The organism is Facklamia sp. P13064 (assembly GCF_050409425.1).
GTDB lineage: Bacteria > Bacillota > Bacilli > Lactobacillales > Aerococcaceae > Facklamia.
The window spans coordinates 97,068-112,822 of sequence record NZ_JBNUPM010000002.1 but is presented as its reverse complement, the minus strand read 5'-3'; the positions used below and the strand labels follow the sequence as shown (position 1 = coordinate 112,822).

Genomic DNA, 15,755 nt, shown 5'->3' with positions numbered 1-15,755 from the left:
TGGTCAAATTATTTAATCTATATTAAAAGCTCTCTCAAAGAGCTTAAATTGAGTATAACCTATTGGTCAGGAATGGTCAATAGGTTGGAGCAAAATTTTTAGGAAAAAATAAACTTCTACTAAATTACTTAAATTATTTTAAAAAGTAATTAATTTCCACTTGTATAGAATCTAAATCAATCAATGAATGATCCTGATAATATTTCTTAATAGTCTTTTGACTCTGATCAATTATAAAATTTAATTGATGCCAGTCTGAGAGGTCAAGTGCATATTCTTCAATTAATAGAGAAATTCGTTGTAAGACTATATCCTTAATTCGATTCCTTTCGATACTGATTAAGAGTGGAAAGCCACTACGAATATCTGTGGCGATCATTGAGGAGGGTAAAAGAAGAATCAGTTTGAAAACCAATTGATTGATTTGGTCTTGGCTAACTTTTTCAATATAAGAACTTAAATCCACCCGATGGTCTAACCATTGTTTAGTTTTTTGCAAGCAATCACCTTTCTTATTATTCAAAAAAATCTTTTCTTTCTAAAGATAGTTTTTCTACGTACTCCCATATCTGATCGGTCTCTTTAAGAGAAGCTGCCTTTAAAAAGCTGGCCATCTTAACAATTTCTTTAAATGGAACCCGATGATAAGCAGGTTCGTGGTTGAAGTATGTATTTTGACTATAGGGTTGATCGATGATGGATTCCACAAATTCTACCGTATCTTGATAAGGAACAAGCGGATCATTTTCGCCATGCCAAATATATAAAGGGCGATTGGCTATCTTTTCGGCTTGCTTACTTAAATCTGACTGATAAATAATGGCAAATTCTTTATGTGTTTCTTTTAAAAGTTGATTATTCGTTAGACTTTGATTAGATGATGACTGGTTATTAATAATATTTTGATCAATCAACTTAGAAATGTGCGCACTCCCCATTAAGGAAACGGCTGCTGAAAGAAATGGGTGTCTACTGAGTAAAAGTAAAGTGGTCATTGCTCCCATTGACATTCCCGAAACTGCCACAAAATTATCCTTAGTCGTCGATTTAAAATGGTCGAATAATAATGGAAATTCTTCTATATTAGCTCGAAGAGCCATTAAAAAACCTTGCAATTCTAGCGACTTTCTATCCCCTCTTTTCCCATGTAAATAGGCATCTGGCATGACTACTCGAAAGCCTTGTCGGGCAATTTCCATACCAAAATGTAAATGTTCACCAGCTGAGTTGGTCCATCCATGATAGAAAAAAACAAGTGGTAAGGGCTGATTCACTTGCTCACTAGGAGATAGAGTCCGTCCTGGAAGAGGGCCAAATGGCCCATCTTCAATCACAAAATCAGAAACCATGACATCCATTACATCACTCCTAAAGCTATCTTGGCATAGCGTGATAATTTATCTAAAGACCAGGGTGGATCAAAAGTAATAGTAACTTCAACATTATTAACTTGAGGAACATCTTCGAAAGTTCCATTTAATTCATCCACAATAACATCTGCCATTGGGCACATTGGAGTAGTTAGAGTTAATAAAATCTTTAAAATCCCCTCTTCAGTTAAATCGGCTCGATAAATCAAACCTAAATTAATTAAATCGACCCCTAATTCAGGGTCAATCACATTCGATAAACGATCCACAATCATACGTTCTTCATCATTTAAACTTTTTGTGTCGCGCATTTTTTCTAAATCCATTCAAACGCCTCACTTTCTTTGTTTTCATTCTACATCAATTCAAGCTTTTAGCCAATAATCATGAATAGTTGCCCTTAAGCTTTCATCTTTGCTATAATCGAAGCAATCTCTAAAGGAGGCGAATTAATGAGCCAACATATGATTGCCATTGATTTAGATGGCACTACTCTAAACAATCAATCCAAACTTACTCCTTTAACGATTCAAACATTGCAAAAATTAGATCACATGGGTCATTTAGTTTGTATCGTTACTGGAAGACCTTATCGGACTAGTAAAGAAATTTATCAAGTCTTAAACCTCGTTACACCTATGGTTAATTTTAACGGTGCCTATTGTCACTTCCCTGACCGACCTGAGTGGCTAGCAAGTTACTACCATGAGTTAGATCGTGAAATAGTCTTTGATTTATTTAACCGGCAAGATGAATTAGGCATTCAGCTAGTTTGTGCCGAAGGTAAGGAGCGTCTTTATACTTCCTCAATGAATCTTCCTGAGTCACCCTATTATCCAGCCGAAGACGCAAGCTATCAAAAACTTTCTCGACAAACTCTCATTCATAATCCGATTGCTGTAACCCTTTTCACTTCGGAAGCAGACCAAATACCTATTCAAAAGAAAATCATGGCTAGCTATCCAAATCAAGTTTCTGTGCGAACTTGGGGGGGTGAAATACCCGTTTTAGAAGTGGTTAGTAAAAATTTACACAAGGCAGTGGGTGTTAAAACCATTGCTGACTTCTATCATATTCCTCGTCAAAATATTCTAGCCTTCGGTGATGAAGATAACGACTTGGAGATGATTGAATTTGCAGGTCATGGCGTGGCAATGAGTAATGCCATCCAACCCCTCAAAGATATTGCTAACGATATTACTGAGCATTCCAATGATCAAGATGGTCTGGCTCATTATCTTATCGATTATTTTAATCTTTCTTTTAATTAATAATAAGTTATTACTTTATTTCTGACTTCACTTTGATATAATTTATTTGAAGAGAATATTCTAATCTTGCTTATTGAAGGAGGCGTTATGATGTTGAAGCAACTTTTCAGTTTGAAAAAATTCAGAAGCTGCATTCAATCACTCTTTCTGAATAGAAACTCTTCCACTCAGCCTGCATTTCTTGGAGGTAACTTCTCAATTAAAATAATCAACTCACATACCCCCTAACCAATTTTTGGTGGGGTATTTTATTTTATGTCAAGTAAGTGCAGAGACTAATTTGTGAAAGGAGTGTTGGGATTGTCATTAACTCAAACTAAAAAGAAAGGTTAAGGTGATCCAAATGCTTAAAATGCACGTATCTCGCTCCTAGGCGTTAATAGGAATAAAGTAAACCATCCTTTTAGCAAAAGTAATCAGAAACTAAAAAAGAGCAAAGGAAGAATGTACTGACTCCCTAAAGTTGGATTTCATGGTCCAACTTCTTGGGGTCACTATATCCCTTGCTCTTTTACTTTGTTTAGAAATCGTCATCCTCATGCTCGATTCCATCATATAATTGATCAAATTCCATCGGCAGGTTGAAAAAGCTAAAGTCTTCAGATTCCTCTTCTAATGGTCTGTCTACTTGAACTTGTTTCCTCATAGCCTTTTGTTGGTCTCTACTAAAGAAATGACCTACCACTTTATTCGAACGAATAAAGTTAATAAAAGCTTTAGGGTCTGTTTGTCGAATGGCTTGCTCTAAGGGGAACATTTCATAGCGGTTTAAAACAACCATTAAGACATCTCGTTTATCACGCGAGTAGCCACCTTGTCCTTCAAGAATAGTTACTCCTCGAACAATTGACTTATAAATAGCGTTGACTACTTCATCCGTATTATTAGTCACTACTAAAGCTGTAAGGCGTTGCTCATTGGTATGAATGGCATCAATTGTTTTAGCTAAGGCATAAATGGAGATCAAGGTATAAAGGGCAAATTCCCAATCATATAATAAGCCAGAAGCTAAAATAATTAATGAGTTGATGGCAAAACCAATGAATGCCACATTCATATCAGTAGCACGAGAAATTACCAAAGTAATAATATCTAAGCCACCACATGACATACCATATTTAATAGTTATCCCAGAACCAATGCCACAAATCACTCCACCTATAATCGCATTAAGCAACGGATTAGAAGAAATGACTGTTAAAGGAATCATATTAGTTGCTAAGGAAGATACAAAAACAACAATTAAGGTCCAAATAGTAAACTGCTTTCCTAATTTCACCCATGAAAGAATAATAATCGGAATATTAAATAGAAAATAGATATTCCCTACTGTCATATAAGGACCTATAACTGGGATATTCACTGCAAAGTAGTTTAAAATTTGTGCTAAACCAGAAGTACCTGATGAGAAAATATTTCCAGGCATTAAAAAGAGTTTTAAGCCAATACCTATACATAAGGCAGCTGTTAAGGCCACCGTCAGTTCAAATAAAAAGTTTAGCCAAGGTCTTTGTTGTATATATTCAATGATCAATTTATTTTTCCTCCATTAAATCATTGGATTAGCAGATTCGCCTAATTTCTTTTCCAGTTCAACAAGTAATGCACGCGCAATACTAGAACCCATTACCAATACTTCATAAATTAAAGTAGGGTCTTGAGTGGCTCTTAGTAGGTTACGCAGGTAAATTTCACCATCTCCTGCCAAATAAAGGTTATAATAACCTGTTTTAGCTTCGTTTAATTCATTGATTGCTTCTAATGCTTCAGGGCGCTGATTATAATCTTTTAATAAATGAACATGACGGTAAATAATCTGAGCATCTAAATGAGCGCCTTTAGCATTTTGAATAATCACTTCTACAACAAGTCTACGCTCTTTACTCACCTTAAATTGAAAACGATATAGGTGGTTTCCGTCTTGAATTTCTTGGTAATTAGCAGGTAATTTCTTTTCTTTTAGTAAAGCATCAAATCTTTCTTTAAATTCTGACATTAATTTCCCTCTTTCCTCACAATAAGTGTAATCGAATTTAAGTATATCAAAGTTTGACTTTGAAACAAAGGATTGACTTTCACAATTAAATTGCATAGCTTATAGATAGAATCATAAAAAATGTATATTATTTGAAAAGAGGTAGGAAATGGATAGATTAGAAAAAGCTCAAACTGTTGAAGATTTAATCGAAATTATAAATCTTGAGGCTATTAAGCAGTTACCTAAAGCAACCGAACATTTTATTTCCGATTTACATGGTGAATTCGAAGCCTTTGATCATTTGCTACGGAACTGCTCAGGTGTTATTTCAATTAAGGTCGATGACCTTTTTCATGATACTCTAACTAAAGATGAAAGGTTAGAATTGTGTTTCAATATTTATTACCCAGAAGACTTGATATTAAATGCCAAAAAAACAAAAGATGAATGGATGACACTCCTAGATCAATTAGTTCAAATTACGCGCCATGTTTCTAGTAAGTATACCCGTTCCAAGGTAAGAAAAGCTCTACCAAAATCCTATGCCTATATTCTAGAAGAACTTATTTATCAATATGACGAAAAAGATAATAAGTCACGCTACTACCACACTATTTTTAACACCGTTATTGACCTCAATCTTGCTGACCACTTTGCCATGGCTTTAGCTCAGTTAATTCAACGTTTTGTGGTTGACCACCTCCATGTATTAGGAGACATCTACGATCGAGGACCAAATCCGGATAAAATCGTAGACCGCCTAATGGAAATTCCTTCGCTTGATATTCAATTAGGTAACCATGATATTATCTGGATTGGTGCCTATTCAGGATCATTAGCTTGTTTGACCAATGTTATCCGTATCCAGCTGCGCTATGGTCATAGTCAACTCTTGAAAGATTATGGAATTGACTTAAGTCGCTTAGCCAAATATGGCCATCGCTATTACCAAGACAATCCAGCCTTTCACCCTCGCGGAGATAATTCCGAATTAAGCCAAGAGGAAATTGATGAAATCACACTCATGCATCAAGCTATTTCGATTATGCAATTCAAAGTGGAAAGTCAAATTATCCAACGGCGTCCTGAATTCAATATGGAAGAAAGACTCTTACTGGATAAATTATCCGCTGACCGTCAAAGTGTCGTGGTTGAGGGCGTTGAATACCCAATTAAGAACGGTTGCTTCCAAAGGGTCGATTCTGCAGAACCCTTTGAACTGACTTTAGGCGAGGAATTAGTACTCTTAGACTTATTGCATCAATTCCAAAATTCTGAAAAGTTACAACGTCATATTAACTTTTTAGTCTCAAAGGGAACCATGTATAAGTGCTACAATGGCAACTTACTTTTCCACGGCTGTATCCCCACTCATCAAGACGGGGAATTTATGAAAGTCACCCTAGATGGTAAAGAATATAGTGGACGCAGTTTGATGGAAAAGTTTGGCGAATCGATTACACGAACTTTTCTAGATAAGAACTCTATGGATGATTTTGATACCGATTTAGTATGGTATTTATGGTGTGGTCCTGTTTCTACACTCTTTGGTAAACATGCCATGAAAACATTTGAACGTTACTTCCTTGAAGATAAAACAACCCATAAAGAAATTCAAAATCCATATTATGAGTTAAGGAATGATGAAGATTTTTGCCTAAAAATGCTGGCAGAGTTTGATTTAGAACCGACCGGCTATATTATTAACGGACACACACCTGTTAAAGCCGTTGCAGGTGAAAAACCGGTTAAAGCCAATGGAAAAATGTTAGTCATCGATGGTGGCTTGGCAAAACCTTATCAAAAAGTAACCGGCATTGCCGGCTATACCTTAGTAGATAATTCATTTGAAATTTATATCTGTGCTCACCAGCCATTTACAAGCAGAGAAGATGCTATTGCCTCACGCTTTGATATCCTACCAAAGAAATATGTAGTGACTGAAAAACCAAAACGTTATTATGTTGCCGATACTGATATTGGATTAAGCTTGACTCGGCAAGCTAATGAATTAAAGAAGAACTTACCTACATATCGCTCGGATATCTTTGAACAATAAAATAGTTTCTCATTTAAATGTAGAGAGGAGACCCTCAAAAGAACGTTTTAAACGCTAACTTTTGGGAGTCTCCTCATGTTTATTTTAAATGAAAAAAATTTTCCTAACAAAAAAAGAAAGCCTACAGAATAGGCTTTCTGGGTCTTTTCTAACGTCCGCGTTCTCTGATACGTGCTGCTTTTCCAGACAATGAACGGATGTAGTATAACTTAGCACGACGTACTCTACCTTTACGTGTTACTTCTAATTTAGCGACACGTGGTGAATGTACAGGGAATGTACGTTCAACACCTACTCCATTAGAAATTTTACGAACAGTATATGTTTCACTGATTCCAACACCACGACGCTTAATTACTAAGCCTTCAAAGATTTGAATACGCTCACGTTCACCTTCAACGATCAGGGCATGAACACGAACATTATCTCCAGGACGGAAATCAGGAACATCATCACGTAATTGAGTTTGGGTAATTTTATCGATTAAATTACTCATTTTCATTTCTCCTTCCAACAAATATTCTTAAATAGTCTTTCTATTTAGCGGAATATCGTTAATTCGGGTCAATAGACCACTTAAACAATTATACAAGAAATAAAACACTTGTAAAGGCTCAATTGCTTAATTTTGAGCCAAATTTTTAAATTCTTCTAGCCACTGCTCTTCTTGCTTACTTAAGCTACGTTTTTTTAACATATCGGGTCTTCTTTCAACTGTTTTTCTCAAACTTTCTTTTTGACGCCATTGGTCAATTCGCTCATGATGACCACTCAATAAAACCTCTGGCACTTCCATTCCGCGAAAATTTTGCGGTCTTGTATATTGAGGGTATTCTAACAAATGATCTTGAAAAGACTCACTGACAATGGATTCAGCATTCCCGACAACTTCCGGTATTAACCTTACTGTCGCATCAATCATCACCATAGTCGGTAACTCCCCGTTGGTTAAAACATAATCACCTAAGGAAACTTCTTGAGAGACATAAGAACGGATCCGTTCATCAAAGCCTTCATAATGGCCGCAAATAAAAACCAACTCATCTTTTGTCGACCACTCTTGCGCCATAGTTTGCGTAAAGGGTTCGCCAGTAGGATCCACCAAGATAATCGGTGTCTTTGAATCTAAGTCGAGACTTTCTAAACACTCCACTATCGGTTCAGGACGCAACAACATACCTGCTCCACCACCATAGGGATAATCATCAACATGACCGTGCTTATTAACGGCAAATTGGCGAAAATCAAGGGTGGAAAACTCAAGAATCCCCTTATCTTGAGCAGCCTTCATTAATGACTCCTGCATAGGGGCAAACATTTGCGGAAAAAGTGTTAATACTTTAACCTTCATCAACAAGTCCCTCCATTAACTCCACCGTTACTTTTCCTTGAGCTAAATCCACTTCTTTAACAACGTCATCAATAAAAGGAAGTAAGATATCTTTTTGCTTAGCTTTTTCAGCTTTAACCACCCAAACATCATTAGAACCTAAGGCCATGATTTCTTTAATCTTTCCTAATTTTTCACCTTGATTTGTATATACACTTAAACCAATAATTTGGTGGTGATAATAAGCCCCTTCTTCTAGTTCTTGCTGATCATCAGCAGGAATAGCTAAAGTTAGCCCTTTAAAGCTTTCAACTTGATTAATATTACTAAACTCTTTGAATTTTACAAGATAAGAACCCTTATGTTCTTGGAAGGATTCAACAGTCACTTGCTGGATACTTTTTCCGTCTTTCATTACAAATAAACGATTCTCTTTAGCAAAACGTTCCTCTATGAAGTCGGTGTCCATCAATAATTTTAATTGCCCTTTAATACCAAAGGTATTGACAATCCTTGCAACTTGATAATATTCCATATGTGTTCCTCCTGTAAATTCATTTGTAAGTTAAGGGTATAAAAAGTTGTGTTCTTTGTCTAAAGTTTTGAGTACGAGTTTACTCAGGGCACATACAAAAAGACACTAACTTAAGTTAGACTCAGTTTAGTGCCTTAAGATGGAATAAATAATAAGTTACCCTATTATTTTACTCTTCTTCATTATCATTGAGGTCATCAGCAATGACGATACGTGAGCGTTTTTGATCACGTAGACGAACACTGTAAACAATTGTTCGAATTGCTCGAATGACACGGCCTTTTCTACCAATAATTCGTCCTACATCATCAGGATGTAAGATTAAATGATACTCCATAAATTCTTCAGTATCATGAAGTTCAATTTGAAACTCCTCTGGGTGGTCTATTAAAGGTTCCACAATAGTTTGAATTAAACGTTCAATTTTTTCTGTCATTGAGAGCACATCCTTATCTTTTGACGCTATTGATTAGGCTATTTGCTTAATTTAGATTCGTGGAATTTTTGCATAATTCCTTGACTGGATAAAAGGTTACGAACGGTATCTGAGGGTTGTGCCCCATTTGCTAACCATTCTAAAGCCTTCTCTTCATCAATTACTAATTCTCTTGGTTCTGAAACAGGATTGTAAGTACCGATTTTTTCGATAATACGACCGTCACGTGGAGAACGTGCATCTGCTACCACGATACGGTAGAAAGGACGCTTCTTAGCTCCTGAACGCTTTAAACGAATTTTAACTGCCATGTATTTCACCTCCATAAGTTCTATCACAGTTATGAATAATAACAGAAAAAAAACAATCTGTAAAGGGTTTTTCCTTTACAGACTAAAAATTTATTTACGCTTGCGTTTTTTCTTCAACAGACGGGCAATTTTCTTTTGTTCTTGCTCTTTTTGAATCTGCTCTGGCGATTGTATTTTACCCAAAGAAGGTATGCCCATATTTGGCATTCCACCCTTTTGTCCTCCTTGTTGCAATTGATTCATCATTTTGTTCATGCCCCCCATTTTACCATTGGACATTTGACTCATCATTTCACGCGATTGGTTGAATTGCTTAATTAATTGATTAACTTGTTGTAAGGATTGACCACAGCCAGCCGCAATCCTGCGTCGACGACTTTGGGAAATGACATCTGGATTGGTTCTTTCATAAGGAGTCATGGATTGAACCACTGCTTTGACTCGATTCATCTCTTTATCATCGATATTAAAATCTTCCAGACCAGGAATTTTATTCATACCAGGGATCATCTTAAGTAGGTCTTTAATAGGCCCCATTTTACGAACTTGATCCATTTGATCAATAAAATCATTAAAATCAAAGGAAGCATCTTTAATTTTATCAGCCATCTTAGCTGCTTGTTCTTCATCAAAATCTTGTTGAGCCTTCTCAATAAGGGTCATCATATCGCCCATACCGAGAATTCGTCCTGCCATACGATCCGGATGGAAAGGCTCAAGTGCACTTAATTGCTCACCTTGCCCGGTATATTTTATCGGTTTGTCGATAATGGCACGAATAGAAAGCGCGGCTCCTCCTCGTGTATCACCATCTAATTTGGTAATAACAACACCGGTAATATCTAGCGAGTCGTTAAAGGCCGCTGCTACGTTTACAGCATCTTGACCGGTCATAGCATCGACGGTTAAGAGGATTTCATCGGGCTGAACAGCTGCTTTAATCTGACGCAGCTCTTCCATTAATTCTTCATTTACGTGAAGACGACCCGCCGTATCGATTAAGACCACTTCGTTACCATTTAAACGCGCCTGTTGAAGAGCTTCTCTAGCAATCTCGACCGGATTTGCTTGCGTTCCTTGACTGAAAACATCAAAACCAAGTTGTCGACCAATCGTTTGGAGTTGGTCAATGGCTGCTGGACGATAAACATCCCCAGCAACTAGCAAGGGTTTCTTTAAACCTTGCTCTTTTAAATGTTTCGCCAATTTACCCACCGTAGTTGTTTTACCAGCCCCTTGCAAACCAGCCATCATAATTACGGTTGGTGGTTGCTTAGAGATATTAATCGGAGTATGCTCGCCCCCCATTAATTCGGTTAATTCTTCATTAACAATTTTAACCACTTGTTGAGCCGGTGACAGTGAGTCTAGGACTTCTGATCCGAGCGCTCTCTCATTTACTTTCTTTACAAAAGTCTTCACTACCTTGAAGTTAACGTCCGCTTCCAGTAAAGCAAGTCGGATCTCACGCATCATTTGTTTTAGGTCGGCTTCGGTAATTTTTTCCCCTTTACCAACAAATGAAATAGAATTCTGTAATCGTTCGGATAATGCTTCAAATGCCATAATACTGCTCCTTTTTAGCTTTCTAATTGAATTAAATAGTCAATTTTTTCTAATATGTCATCTTGATCTGCCACCATTGAGCGGATTTCTTTTAAATGTTTCAGTCGGTCATTGCTTTTGGCTAAAATACGTAACTTTTCCTCATAGCTTTCTAATAATTTTTCTGAACGTTTTAGAATATCATGCACAGCCTGGCGACTAATCTCATAATAGTCTGCGATCTCCGATAATGATAAATCTTCTTCGTAATAAGATTGCATCATGGATAATTGACGATCCGTTAGGAGAGAACCATAGTAGGAAAGTAATTGATTGAGATAGATTGTTTTTTCAAGTGACATCTTAAGCTCCCCTATTGATTAATAACTAGCTAGAATAAGTAACAGTCTTTAAAAAAAATACTTAACATTCAATCGCGACTTTTAAATAAATTTACTCCTCCTATTTTAGCATGATTTCAGCCGTCTCACAAATCGATAAGTGAAAAGCTGGGATTAAAGAAAAAGATGTCTTCTATAAGTTGCTTTGGCTTTCTAAAACTTAGATAATGTCTTTCTTAAAATTATTTCTTTACTAGATGTTCCATGTTCAAAGGCCTTATAAAAACGGCTCGCCGCTTGATTCTCTGCCTGGATTAAAAAGTACTGATTTATTTCTTCTTGTAAGCAAATATTCTCAAATGCTTTAAATAATGACTGAGCCACTCCCCTGTGTCGATAGTCTGGCAGTGTATAGACCCAATTGACATAGGCCATCCTATAAGAATCTTGAATGCAAAGATAAGAATGAAACTCCAACCTACCCACAATCTGATGGTCCTCATAAGCTAATAAAGAACGACTTAGTTCGTTGGGTTGATTGGAAACCACTTTAATTATCGCTTCTTCATCTATATCATCCGTTGTCATCCTATCCGGTTCTATTGCCAATGCTTTGTTCAAATAAATGATAAACTCTTCTACGTTTTCTTTTGAAAGTTCTTTGATTTCCATTTTTCTCCCCTTAATCTATAAATATACTATGCTGAATCATCTCTCTATTTTATTAAAAACTATCTGTCCTTAAGACTGTTGTCCATAAACTAGATTCAATCAAGACTTCATCTGATAGCTTAAGCTTAACAGAATAGTCTTTGTTAAACAGTAAAAATAAAGATAAAATAAAAAGAATAGAGCAAAAAACGAACTCCATTCTTTAAGATTCCATTTATTCAACTATTCAGTCTGTTTTAAGAAGTACACCGAAGATCAACACCTACTTAAATTAGCCAAAGTAAAATAACTCTTCAAATTTTTTATCTAAAGCAATGCAAATAATAAGCGCTAATCTTGCGGATGGATTAAATTGTCCTTTTTCGATAGCACTAATAGTTTGTCGAGAAGCCCCCACTAATTTGGCTAATTCTTCCTGAGTCAAACTTTTCTCTGCTCTAGCAACTTTTAAGCGATTTAGTAAAACTAATTCTTCTTTTTTTCCCATATTTAAAAAACTCCGTAACTACTTAATAATGAGGCAAAGCCTAATATAATAGCTAATATAGCTATGATCCCACTTACCAAATAGAGCTTTTTATCTGGCATTTTAGAATACTGATAAAATGAAGCCGCAGCTACTTGAGCCATTAAGATTATCATAATGTCTATGGCTGATTCATTAAAGATAACCCTCAAAACAATAAGAAGTAACATTACAACCGATACTCCTACCCACCCAATTTGAAAAGCTTTCGTATTAATGGCTTCGTCCCTTTCGTCTTTTTGTGCTCGCTGTGCTTTTTTTAAAACATCCTCTTTTTCCATAGTTTGCTCCTCCTTTAACTATTATCTAAATAATAACATTCCAAAAGAGATATGTAAAGTATTGTTTTCACCTTGTAAAGTTTAATTGCTTTTGTGTTTTCACATTATTGTCTTTTATGTGGTAGATTGCAAAATTCTATCCATATCGCCTAGTATTTTAACCATAACCCTATAGCATTAGCTGGGCTTTCAAACAAAAACAAAAGAACAGAGTTAGAACTAGCTCTATCCTTAACGGTCAATTGATTCAGTTGTTCAGTTGATTTTAAGAATTAGATCGAAGATCACTCAGAAATTAAAATGGGTATTGAATTTGATCAAGGTGACTACTTTTAATCATTAGTTCTTTATACAAACGATAAGCCAAAATTTCGCCTAAATAAGCAAAGGCTGAAGACAAAGGCATTACAACAAGGATAGCGTTAAGAGGTAAGATGAGTATGAAAAGACTCATCATTTTTCAGTTAATATGGACTAGACAGTTCGCAAGTCGAGGGAAATAGATTATTCCTATTAAGACAGGTCATAACATTTTCTTAACTAAATGTTCTGGGGCTTGTAGAAATAATGTGATATCAAGTGGCGTCAATAAGCTGATCACTAACAGTTTTCTTTTTGTGTTCTTCATAAAATTCTCCTTGTTTAGTCTGCCAACTTCCTACTCTCTATAATATACGTACCATTCAGATACACTACCCCCTTTCAAGATTGACTGTCATCTTTAAAAGAGTTTATAAATCAGCCAGTTTGACAGCTTAAGTTGTTTAATTTACTTTTTCTTGGCAAATAAAACAAAAAAAACAACTACTTCCTAAGTCTAAAAGTAGATTTAGAAAAAAGTTGTTTTAAGGATTATAAATAGAATGACTAAGGATTAACTAATTACCTTTAAATAAACTTGCTTCATTGAAATAAACGATTTAGGGCATAAAATGCCCCCACCCTTTTCCAATTGCATAGCCGGCACCATAGAAAAAAGTAACAATCAGTAACCCATAAACGATCATTTTTAAAATCTCTGTTATTTTTTGGTATTTTTCCAATTCATTTGCATCTTTTTCAACTTTTTTCATCAGATCAACATCCCCTCTTAACATATAATCTATAGATATTTGATAAAAATTACTAATCTTAATCAAGGTTGGAATATCAGGAAAGCTTTTTCCTACTTCCCAACTAGACAATGTTTGTCGTGTGACATTCAACGAATCAGCAACCTGCTGCTGAGTAAGTTTAAGTTCTTTTCTCTTTTCCTTTAAGATCTCATTGAGCATCGTCTTCACCTCCTAAATTTAAGATAGGCTTTATCAGAGTTTTGGCCTAGCAATTTGAAATTGCAAGTGATCATATTTTGGCAAATATTCTTTGCATGGCGATTATATCAGGGATTGCTTTGAATTTATATCATTCAAATGAATTGTTAAGACTTTCAACTGTCCTATTTATTTTTAGCAAATAAAATGAATTTCCATATTTAAAAGAGACTCGAATGGTTCTCTTTTATAGTTCTTAATATTTTTCATAATTTTCTGACTAAAAGCAAAAGATTATTTAAATTTAAATTAAAAGTTTTATTTTTATAACTTCTAACATAATTCTATTATAAATCTCTAATTTTCATTTTTTCAATTTGGGAAGAAATTTTTAATTGCTTTCTCATAGCAAAATATATAGCTAATAGAATAAAGGTAGGTATATTGTTTACTAAGAGTGTCGATACAAAATCCATTAAACTTTTCATGTTATCGGATTGTTCCAGGGGGGTGATGGTTAAAATAAGTGATAAAGACATAGAATAGACAAAACTTAAAGAGGGCAGTATCAAGCCAAACCATTTATTTTTAAGTTTAGATAATAATATTTGTAAGATAATAATTAATGCCCCATATACAATAAACATAATCAAAGCAGCTCTCATATCATTCAACTCCTTTCATCTTTTTATACTCTGAAACCAAAATTTTAGCTGTTTCAAAATCAAGCTTATCATTAACAGCCAATCGTTTAATTAAAGAGATATAAGGTTCATTTGCAATATCATCGCTCATTTGAATTTTTTGGATAAGCCTATCTAACCTTAGTCTTACTGTCGGATAAGTAACCTCATATTGTTTAGCGATTTCTTTTAAAGAGCCAGATGCTAATATAAATCTTTTGATAAAAGATAAATCTTCTTCTTCAAGATTTGCCATCCATTCAGGAATAATATTAATTTTCATTTCACCCTCCTTCTTTAATTAAGTTAAAGTTATCATTTAACATTATTAAAGTCAATCTTTATCCTATACTTTTACATTATTTAAATTAGGTTTATATAAAAACTGTTTTTAGTGATAAAATGAAGCTTAACTCAACAATTGATTCTAGTGAGACTACTATTTAGGAATTAAACTAAAAGCTAGCTTTAATTTTAGTAGAAAGTTTAACTATTAGCCTGAGATAATTATTATATCGGCCTCTCTTAAAAACAACTTCATTATTGCTAAAAAAGAGTAAGTTATAACACTTCATAACTTACTCCTTTTTTTATATTTGATTAAAGAAAGCTAGTCACACTAACTCATAACTCTTTGCAATTTGGTTAGAAAAAATATATTCTCAGCAAAAATTCTGCGAGTGTTGTATTAAATAAATAAATTGATAGACCATTAACCATGGCACTAAAAATATAAAACAAAACCGAAAACGATTAATTTCTTTACGACTTTTTTATTATTCTTCTTCATATTATTCCTTTTTTTCTAACATTTTACAGCCTGAGTCGCTTGAACACTAACCATTCTTAAAAGGATAATCTTAATAGATTTTCACTTGCAGGATAGGTGAAATTCCATATTAACAACTAACTATCTGAAATTTTTTAAACCCATTCAAAACAATATAATTCTATTATATATTCTTTATTTACTTAAGACTGAATTTATTCTTAATTCTCTTGCTTCTTGAATAAAACGTGTATTAGAGAGTTTAGAATTAAAAGAGTGTATCCTATCAATACAATAATATCAATTAAAGTCTCTAAATTTAAATATTGAAGCAAAAAATAAAGGAACAAAATTTGAATTAGAATGATAAAAAATTTATAGTTTTTCCAAAATGA

The 15,755-nt window shown here is 34.6% G+C and carries 20 protein-coding genes; 2 read left to right on the top strand and 18 right to left on the bottom strand.

The window, feature by feature from the left end; all coding sequences use genetic code 11:
* Positions 1–133: 133 nt before the first annotated feature.
* From ACQV2S_RS02005 to ACQV2S_RS01995, 3 genes are read right to left on the bottom strand one after another with little or no spacing between them, the layout of a single operon-like run.
* Positions 134–499 carry a hypothetical protein gene (locus ACQV2S_RS02005; protein WP_428873925.1) on the bottom strand — a complete coding sequence of 122 codons (366 nt, stop codon included), beginning with the start codon at positions 497–499 and terminating at the stop codon, positions 134–136.
* Positions 500–515: 16 nt separating this feature from the next.
* The gene (locus ACQV2S_RS02000) at positions 516–1,358 is read right to left on the bottom strand and encodes a serine aminopeptidase domain-containing protein (protein ID WP_428884932.1); all 843 of its coding nucleotides are present in this window, start codon (positions 1,356–1,358) and stop codon (positions 516–518) included.
* A complete protein-coding gene (locus ACQV2S_RS01995) occupies positions 1,358–1,696 on the bottom strand; it encodes a metal-sulfur cluster assembly factor (RefSeq protein ID WP_428873923.1) in 339 nt (112 codons plus the stop codon). Before ACQV2S_RS01995 ends, ACQV2S_RS02000 begins: the two co-directional genes overlap by 1 nt.
* A gap of 126 nt (positions 1,697–1,822) precedes the next feature.
* On the opposite strand from ACQV2S_RS01995, the gene ACQV2S_RS01990 reads away from it, so the two are divergent.
* Positions 1,823–2,641: a Cof-type HAD-IIB family hydrolase gene (locus tag ACQV2S_RS01990; protein ID WP_428873922.1), complete on the top strand. Its 819-nt coding sequence runs from the start codon at positions 1,823–1,825 to the stop codon at positions 2,639–2,641.
* Between the two features lie 520 nt (positions 2,642–3,161).
* Here ACQV2S_RS01990 and ACQV2S_RS01985 read toward each other — a convergent pair.
* Together ACQV2S_RS01985 and ACQV2S_RS01980 are read right to left on the bottom strand one after the other, a co-directional pair.
* Entirely contained in the window at positions 3,162–4,175 is a 1,014-nt protein-coding gene (locus ACQV2S_RS01985; RefSeq protein WP_428873921.1) for a YitT family protein, read from the bottom strand.
* 15 nt (positions 4,176–4,190) lie between these two features.
* Positions 4,191–4,637 (bottom strand): hypothetical protein, encoded by a 447-nt coding sequence (locus tag ACQV2S_RS01980; RefSeq protein WP_428873920.1) that lies wholly within the window; start codon positions 4,635–4,637, stop codon positions 4,191–4,193.
* 148 nt (positions 4,638–4,785) lie between these two features.
* Here ACQV2S_RS01980 and ACQV2S_RS01975 point away from each other — a divergent pair, with 148 nt between their 5' ends.
* On the top strand, positions 4,786–6,678 hold the full coding sequence (locus ACQV2S_RS01975) for a fructose-1,6-bisphosphatase (RefSeq protein ID WP_428875445.1): 1,893 nt from the start codon (positions 4,786–4,788) through the stop codon (positions 6,676–6,678).
* 148 nt (positions 6,679–6,826) lie between these two features.
* Here the strand turns inward: ACQV2S_RS01975 and rplS are convergent, their stop codons facing one another.
* From rplS to ACQV2S_RS01910, 13 genes are all read right to left on the bottom strand, one after another.
* Complete coding sequence (gene rplS, locus ACQV2S_RS01970; protein WP_428873918.1) at positions 6,827–7,174, bottom strand: 50S ribosomal protein L19; 348 nt, start codon at positions 7,172–7,174, stop codon at positions 6,827–6,829.
* Between the two features lie 126 nt (positions 7,175–7,300).
* Positions 7,301–8,029 (bottom strand): tRNA (guanosine(37)-N1)-methyltransferase TrmD, encoded by a 729-nt coding sequence (gene trmD / locus ACQV2S_RS01965; RefSeq protein WP_428873917.1) that lies wholly within the window; start codon positions 8,027–8,029, stop codon positions 7,301–7,303.
* The gene (gene rimM, locus ACQV2S_RS01960) at positions 8,019–8,543 is read right to left on the bottom strand and encodes a ribosome maturation factor RimM (protein WP_428873916.1); all 525 of its coding nucleotides are present in this window, start codon (positions 8,541–8,543) and stop codon (positions 8,019–8,021) included. Before rimM ends, trmD begins: the two co-directional genes overlap by 11 nt.
* A gap of 169 nt (positions 8,544–8,712) precedes the next feature.
* Positions 8,713–8,979, bottom strand: a complete 267-nt coding sequence (locus ACQV2S_RS01955) for a KH domain-containing protein (RefSeq protein WP_428873915.1) — start codon at positions 8,977–8,979, stop codon at positions 8,713–8,715.
* Between the two features lie 38 nt (positions 8,980–9,017).
* Positions 9,018–9,290 (bottom strand): 30S ribosomal protein S16, encoded by a 273-nt coding sequence (gene rpsP, locus ACQV2S_RS01950; RefSeq protein ID WP_428873914.1) that lies wholly within the window; start codon positions 9,288–9,290, stop codon positions 9,018–9,020.
* Positions 9,291–9,380: 90 nt separating this feature from the next.
* Positions 9,381–10,856, bottom strand: a complete 1,476-nt coding sequence (gene ffh, locus ACQV2S_RS01945; RefSeq protein WP_428873913.1) for a signal recognition particle protein — start codon at positions 10,854–10,856, stop codon at positions 9,381–9,383.
* A gap of 14 nt (positions 10,857–10,870) precedes the next feature.
* A complete protein-coding gene (gene ylxM, locus ACQV2S_RS01940) occupies positions 10,871–11,197 on the bottom strand; it encodes a YlxM family DNA-binding protein (protein ID WP_428873912.1) in 327 nt (108 codons plus the stop codon).
* 192 nt (positions 11,198–11,389) lie between these two features.
* Entirely contained in the window at positions 11,390–11,848 is a 459-nt protein-coding gene (locus ACQV2S_RS01935) for an N-acetyltransferase family protein (protein ID WP_428875470.1), read from the bottom strand.
* A gap of 271 nt (positions 11,849–12,119) precedes the next feature.
* A complete protein-coding gene (locus tag ACQV2S_RS01930) occupies positions 12,120–12,335 on the bottom strand; it encodes a helix-turn-helix transcriptional regulator (RefSeq protein ID WP_428873910.1) in 216 nt (71 codons plus the stop codon).
* A gap of 2 nt (positions 12,336–12,337) precedes the next feature.
* Positions 12,338–12,655, bottom strand: coding sequence for a DUF6442 family protein (locus ACQV2S_RS01925; protein ID WP_428873909.1), 318 nt, complete (start codon positions 12,653–12,655; stop codon positions 12,338–12,340).
* 920 nt (positions 12,656–13,575) lie between these two features.
* The gene (locus ACQV2S_RS01920; RefSeq protein WP_428884931.1) at positions 13,576–13,929 is read right to left on the bottom strand and encodes a helix-turn-helix transcriptional regulator; all 354 of its coding nucleotides are present in this window, start codon (positions 13,927–13,929) and stop codon (positions 13,576–13,578) included.
* 326 nt (positions 13,930–14,255) lie between these two features.
* Positions 14,256–14,573: a hypothetical protein gene (locus ACQV2S_RS01915; protein WP_428881736.1), complete on the bottom strand. Its 318-nt coding sequence runs from the start codon at positions 14,571–14,573 to the stop codon at positions 14,256–14,258.
* Between the two features lies 1 nt (position 14,574).
* Positions 14,575–14,874, bottom strand: a complete 300-nt coding sequence (locus tag ACQV2S_RS01910; RefSeq protein ID WP_428873905.1) for a DUF2089 family protein — start codon at positions 14,872–14,874, stop codon at positions 14,575–14,577.
* Between the last annotated feature and the right edge of the window lie 881 nt (positions 14,875–15,755).

What these genes read in the sequence shown, in the direction of transcription:
- ACQV2S_RS01990 (WP_428873922.1), top strand. Translation starts at nt 1,823, where the DNA reads ATGAGCCAACATATGATTGCCATTGATTTAGATGGCACTACTCTAAAC.
- ACQV2S_RS01980 (WP_428873920.1), bottom strand. Translation starts at nt 4,637, where the DNA reads ATGTCAGAATTTAAAGAAAGATTTGATGCTTTACTAAAAGAAAAGAAA.
- rpsP (WP_428873914.1), bottom strand. Translation starts at nt 9,290, where the DNA reads ATGGCAGTTAAAATTCGTTTAAAGCGTTCAGGAGCTAAGAAGCGTCCT.
- ACQV2S_RS01995 (WP_428873923.1), bottom strand. Translation starts at nt 1,696, where the DNA reads ATGGATTTAGAAAAAATGCGCGACACAAAAAGTTTAAATGATGAAGAA.
- ACQV2S_RS01920 (WP_428884931.1), bottom strand. Translation starts at nt 13,929, where the DNA reads ATGCTCAATGAGATCTTAAAGGAAAAGAGAAAAGAACTTAAACTTACT.
- ACQV2S_RS01925 (WP_428873909.1), bottom strand. Translation starts at nt 12,655, where the DNA reads ATGGAAAAAGAGGATGTTTTAAAAAAAGCACAGCGAGCACAAAAAGAC.
- rplS (WP_428873918.1), bottom strand. Translation starts at nt 7,174, where the DNA reads ATGAGTAATTTAATCGATAAAATTACCCAAACTCAATTACGTGATGAT.
- ACQV2S_RS01910 (WP_428873905.1), bottom strand. Translation starts at nt 14,874, where the DNA reads ATGAAAATTAATATTATTCCTGAATGGATGGCAAATCTTGAAGAAGAA.
- ACQV2S_RS02000 (WP_428884932.1), bottom strand. Translation starts at nt 1,358, where the DNA reads ATGGATGTCATGGTTTCTGATTTTGTGATTGAAGATGGGCCATTTGGC.
- ACQV2S_RS01955 (WP_428873915.1), bottom strand. Translation starts at nt 8,979, where the DNA reads ATGACAGAAAAAATTGAACGTTTAATTCAAACTATTGTGGAACCTTTA.
- trmD (WP_428873917.1), bottom strand. Translation starts at nt 8,029, where the DNA reads ATGAAGGTTAAAGTATTAACACTTTTTCCGCAAATGTTTGCCCCTATG.
- rimM (WP_428873916.1), bottom strand. Translation starts at nt 8,543, where the DNA reads ATGGAATATTATCAAGTTGCAAGGATTGTCAATACCTTTGGTATTAAA.
- ACQV2S_RS01915 (WP_428881736.1), bottom strand. Translation starts at nt 14,573, where the DNA reads ATGAGAGCTGCTTTGATTATGTTTATTGTATATGGGGCATTAATTATT.
- ffh (WP_428873913.1), bottom strand. Translation starts at nt 10,856, where the DNA reads ATGGCATTTGAAGCATTATCCGAACGATTACAGAATTCTATTTCATTT.
- ACQV2S_RS01935 (WP_428875470.1), bottom strand. Translation starts at nt 11,848, where the DNA reads ATGGAAATCAAAGAACTTTCAAAAGAAAACGTAGAAGAGTTTATCATT.
- ACQV2S_RS01930 (WP_428873910.1), bottom strand. Translation starts at nt 12,335, where the DNA reads ATGGGAAAAAAAGAAGAATTAGTTTTACTAAATCGCTTAAAAGTTGCT.
- ylxM (WP_428873912.1), bottom strand. Translation starts at nt 11,197, where the DNA reads ATGTCACTTGAAAAAACAATCTATCTCAATCAATTACTTTCCTACTAT.
- ACQV2S_RS01975 (WP_428875445.1), top strand. Translation starts at nt 4,786, where the DNA reads ATGGATAGATTAGAAAAAGCTCAAACTGTTGAAGATTTAATCGAAATT.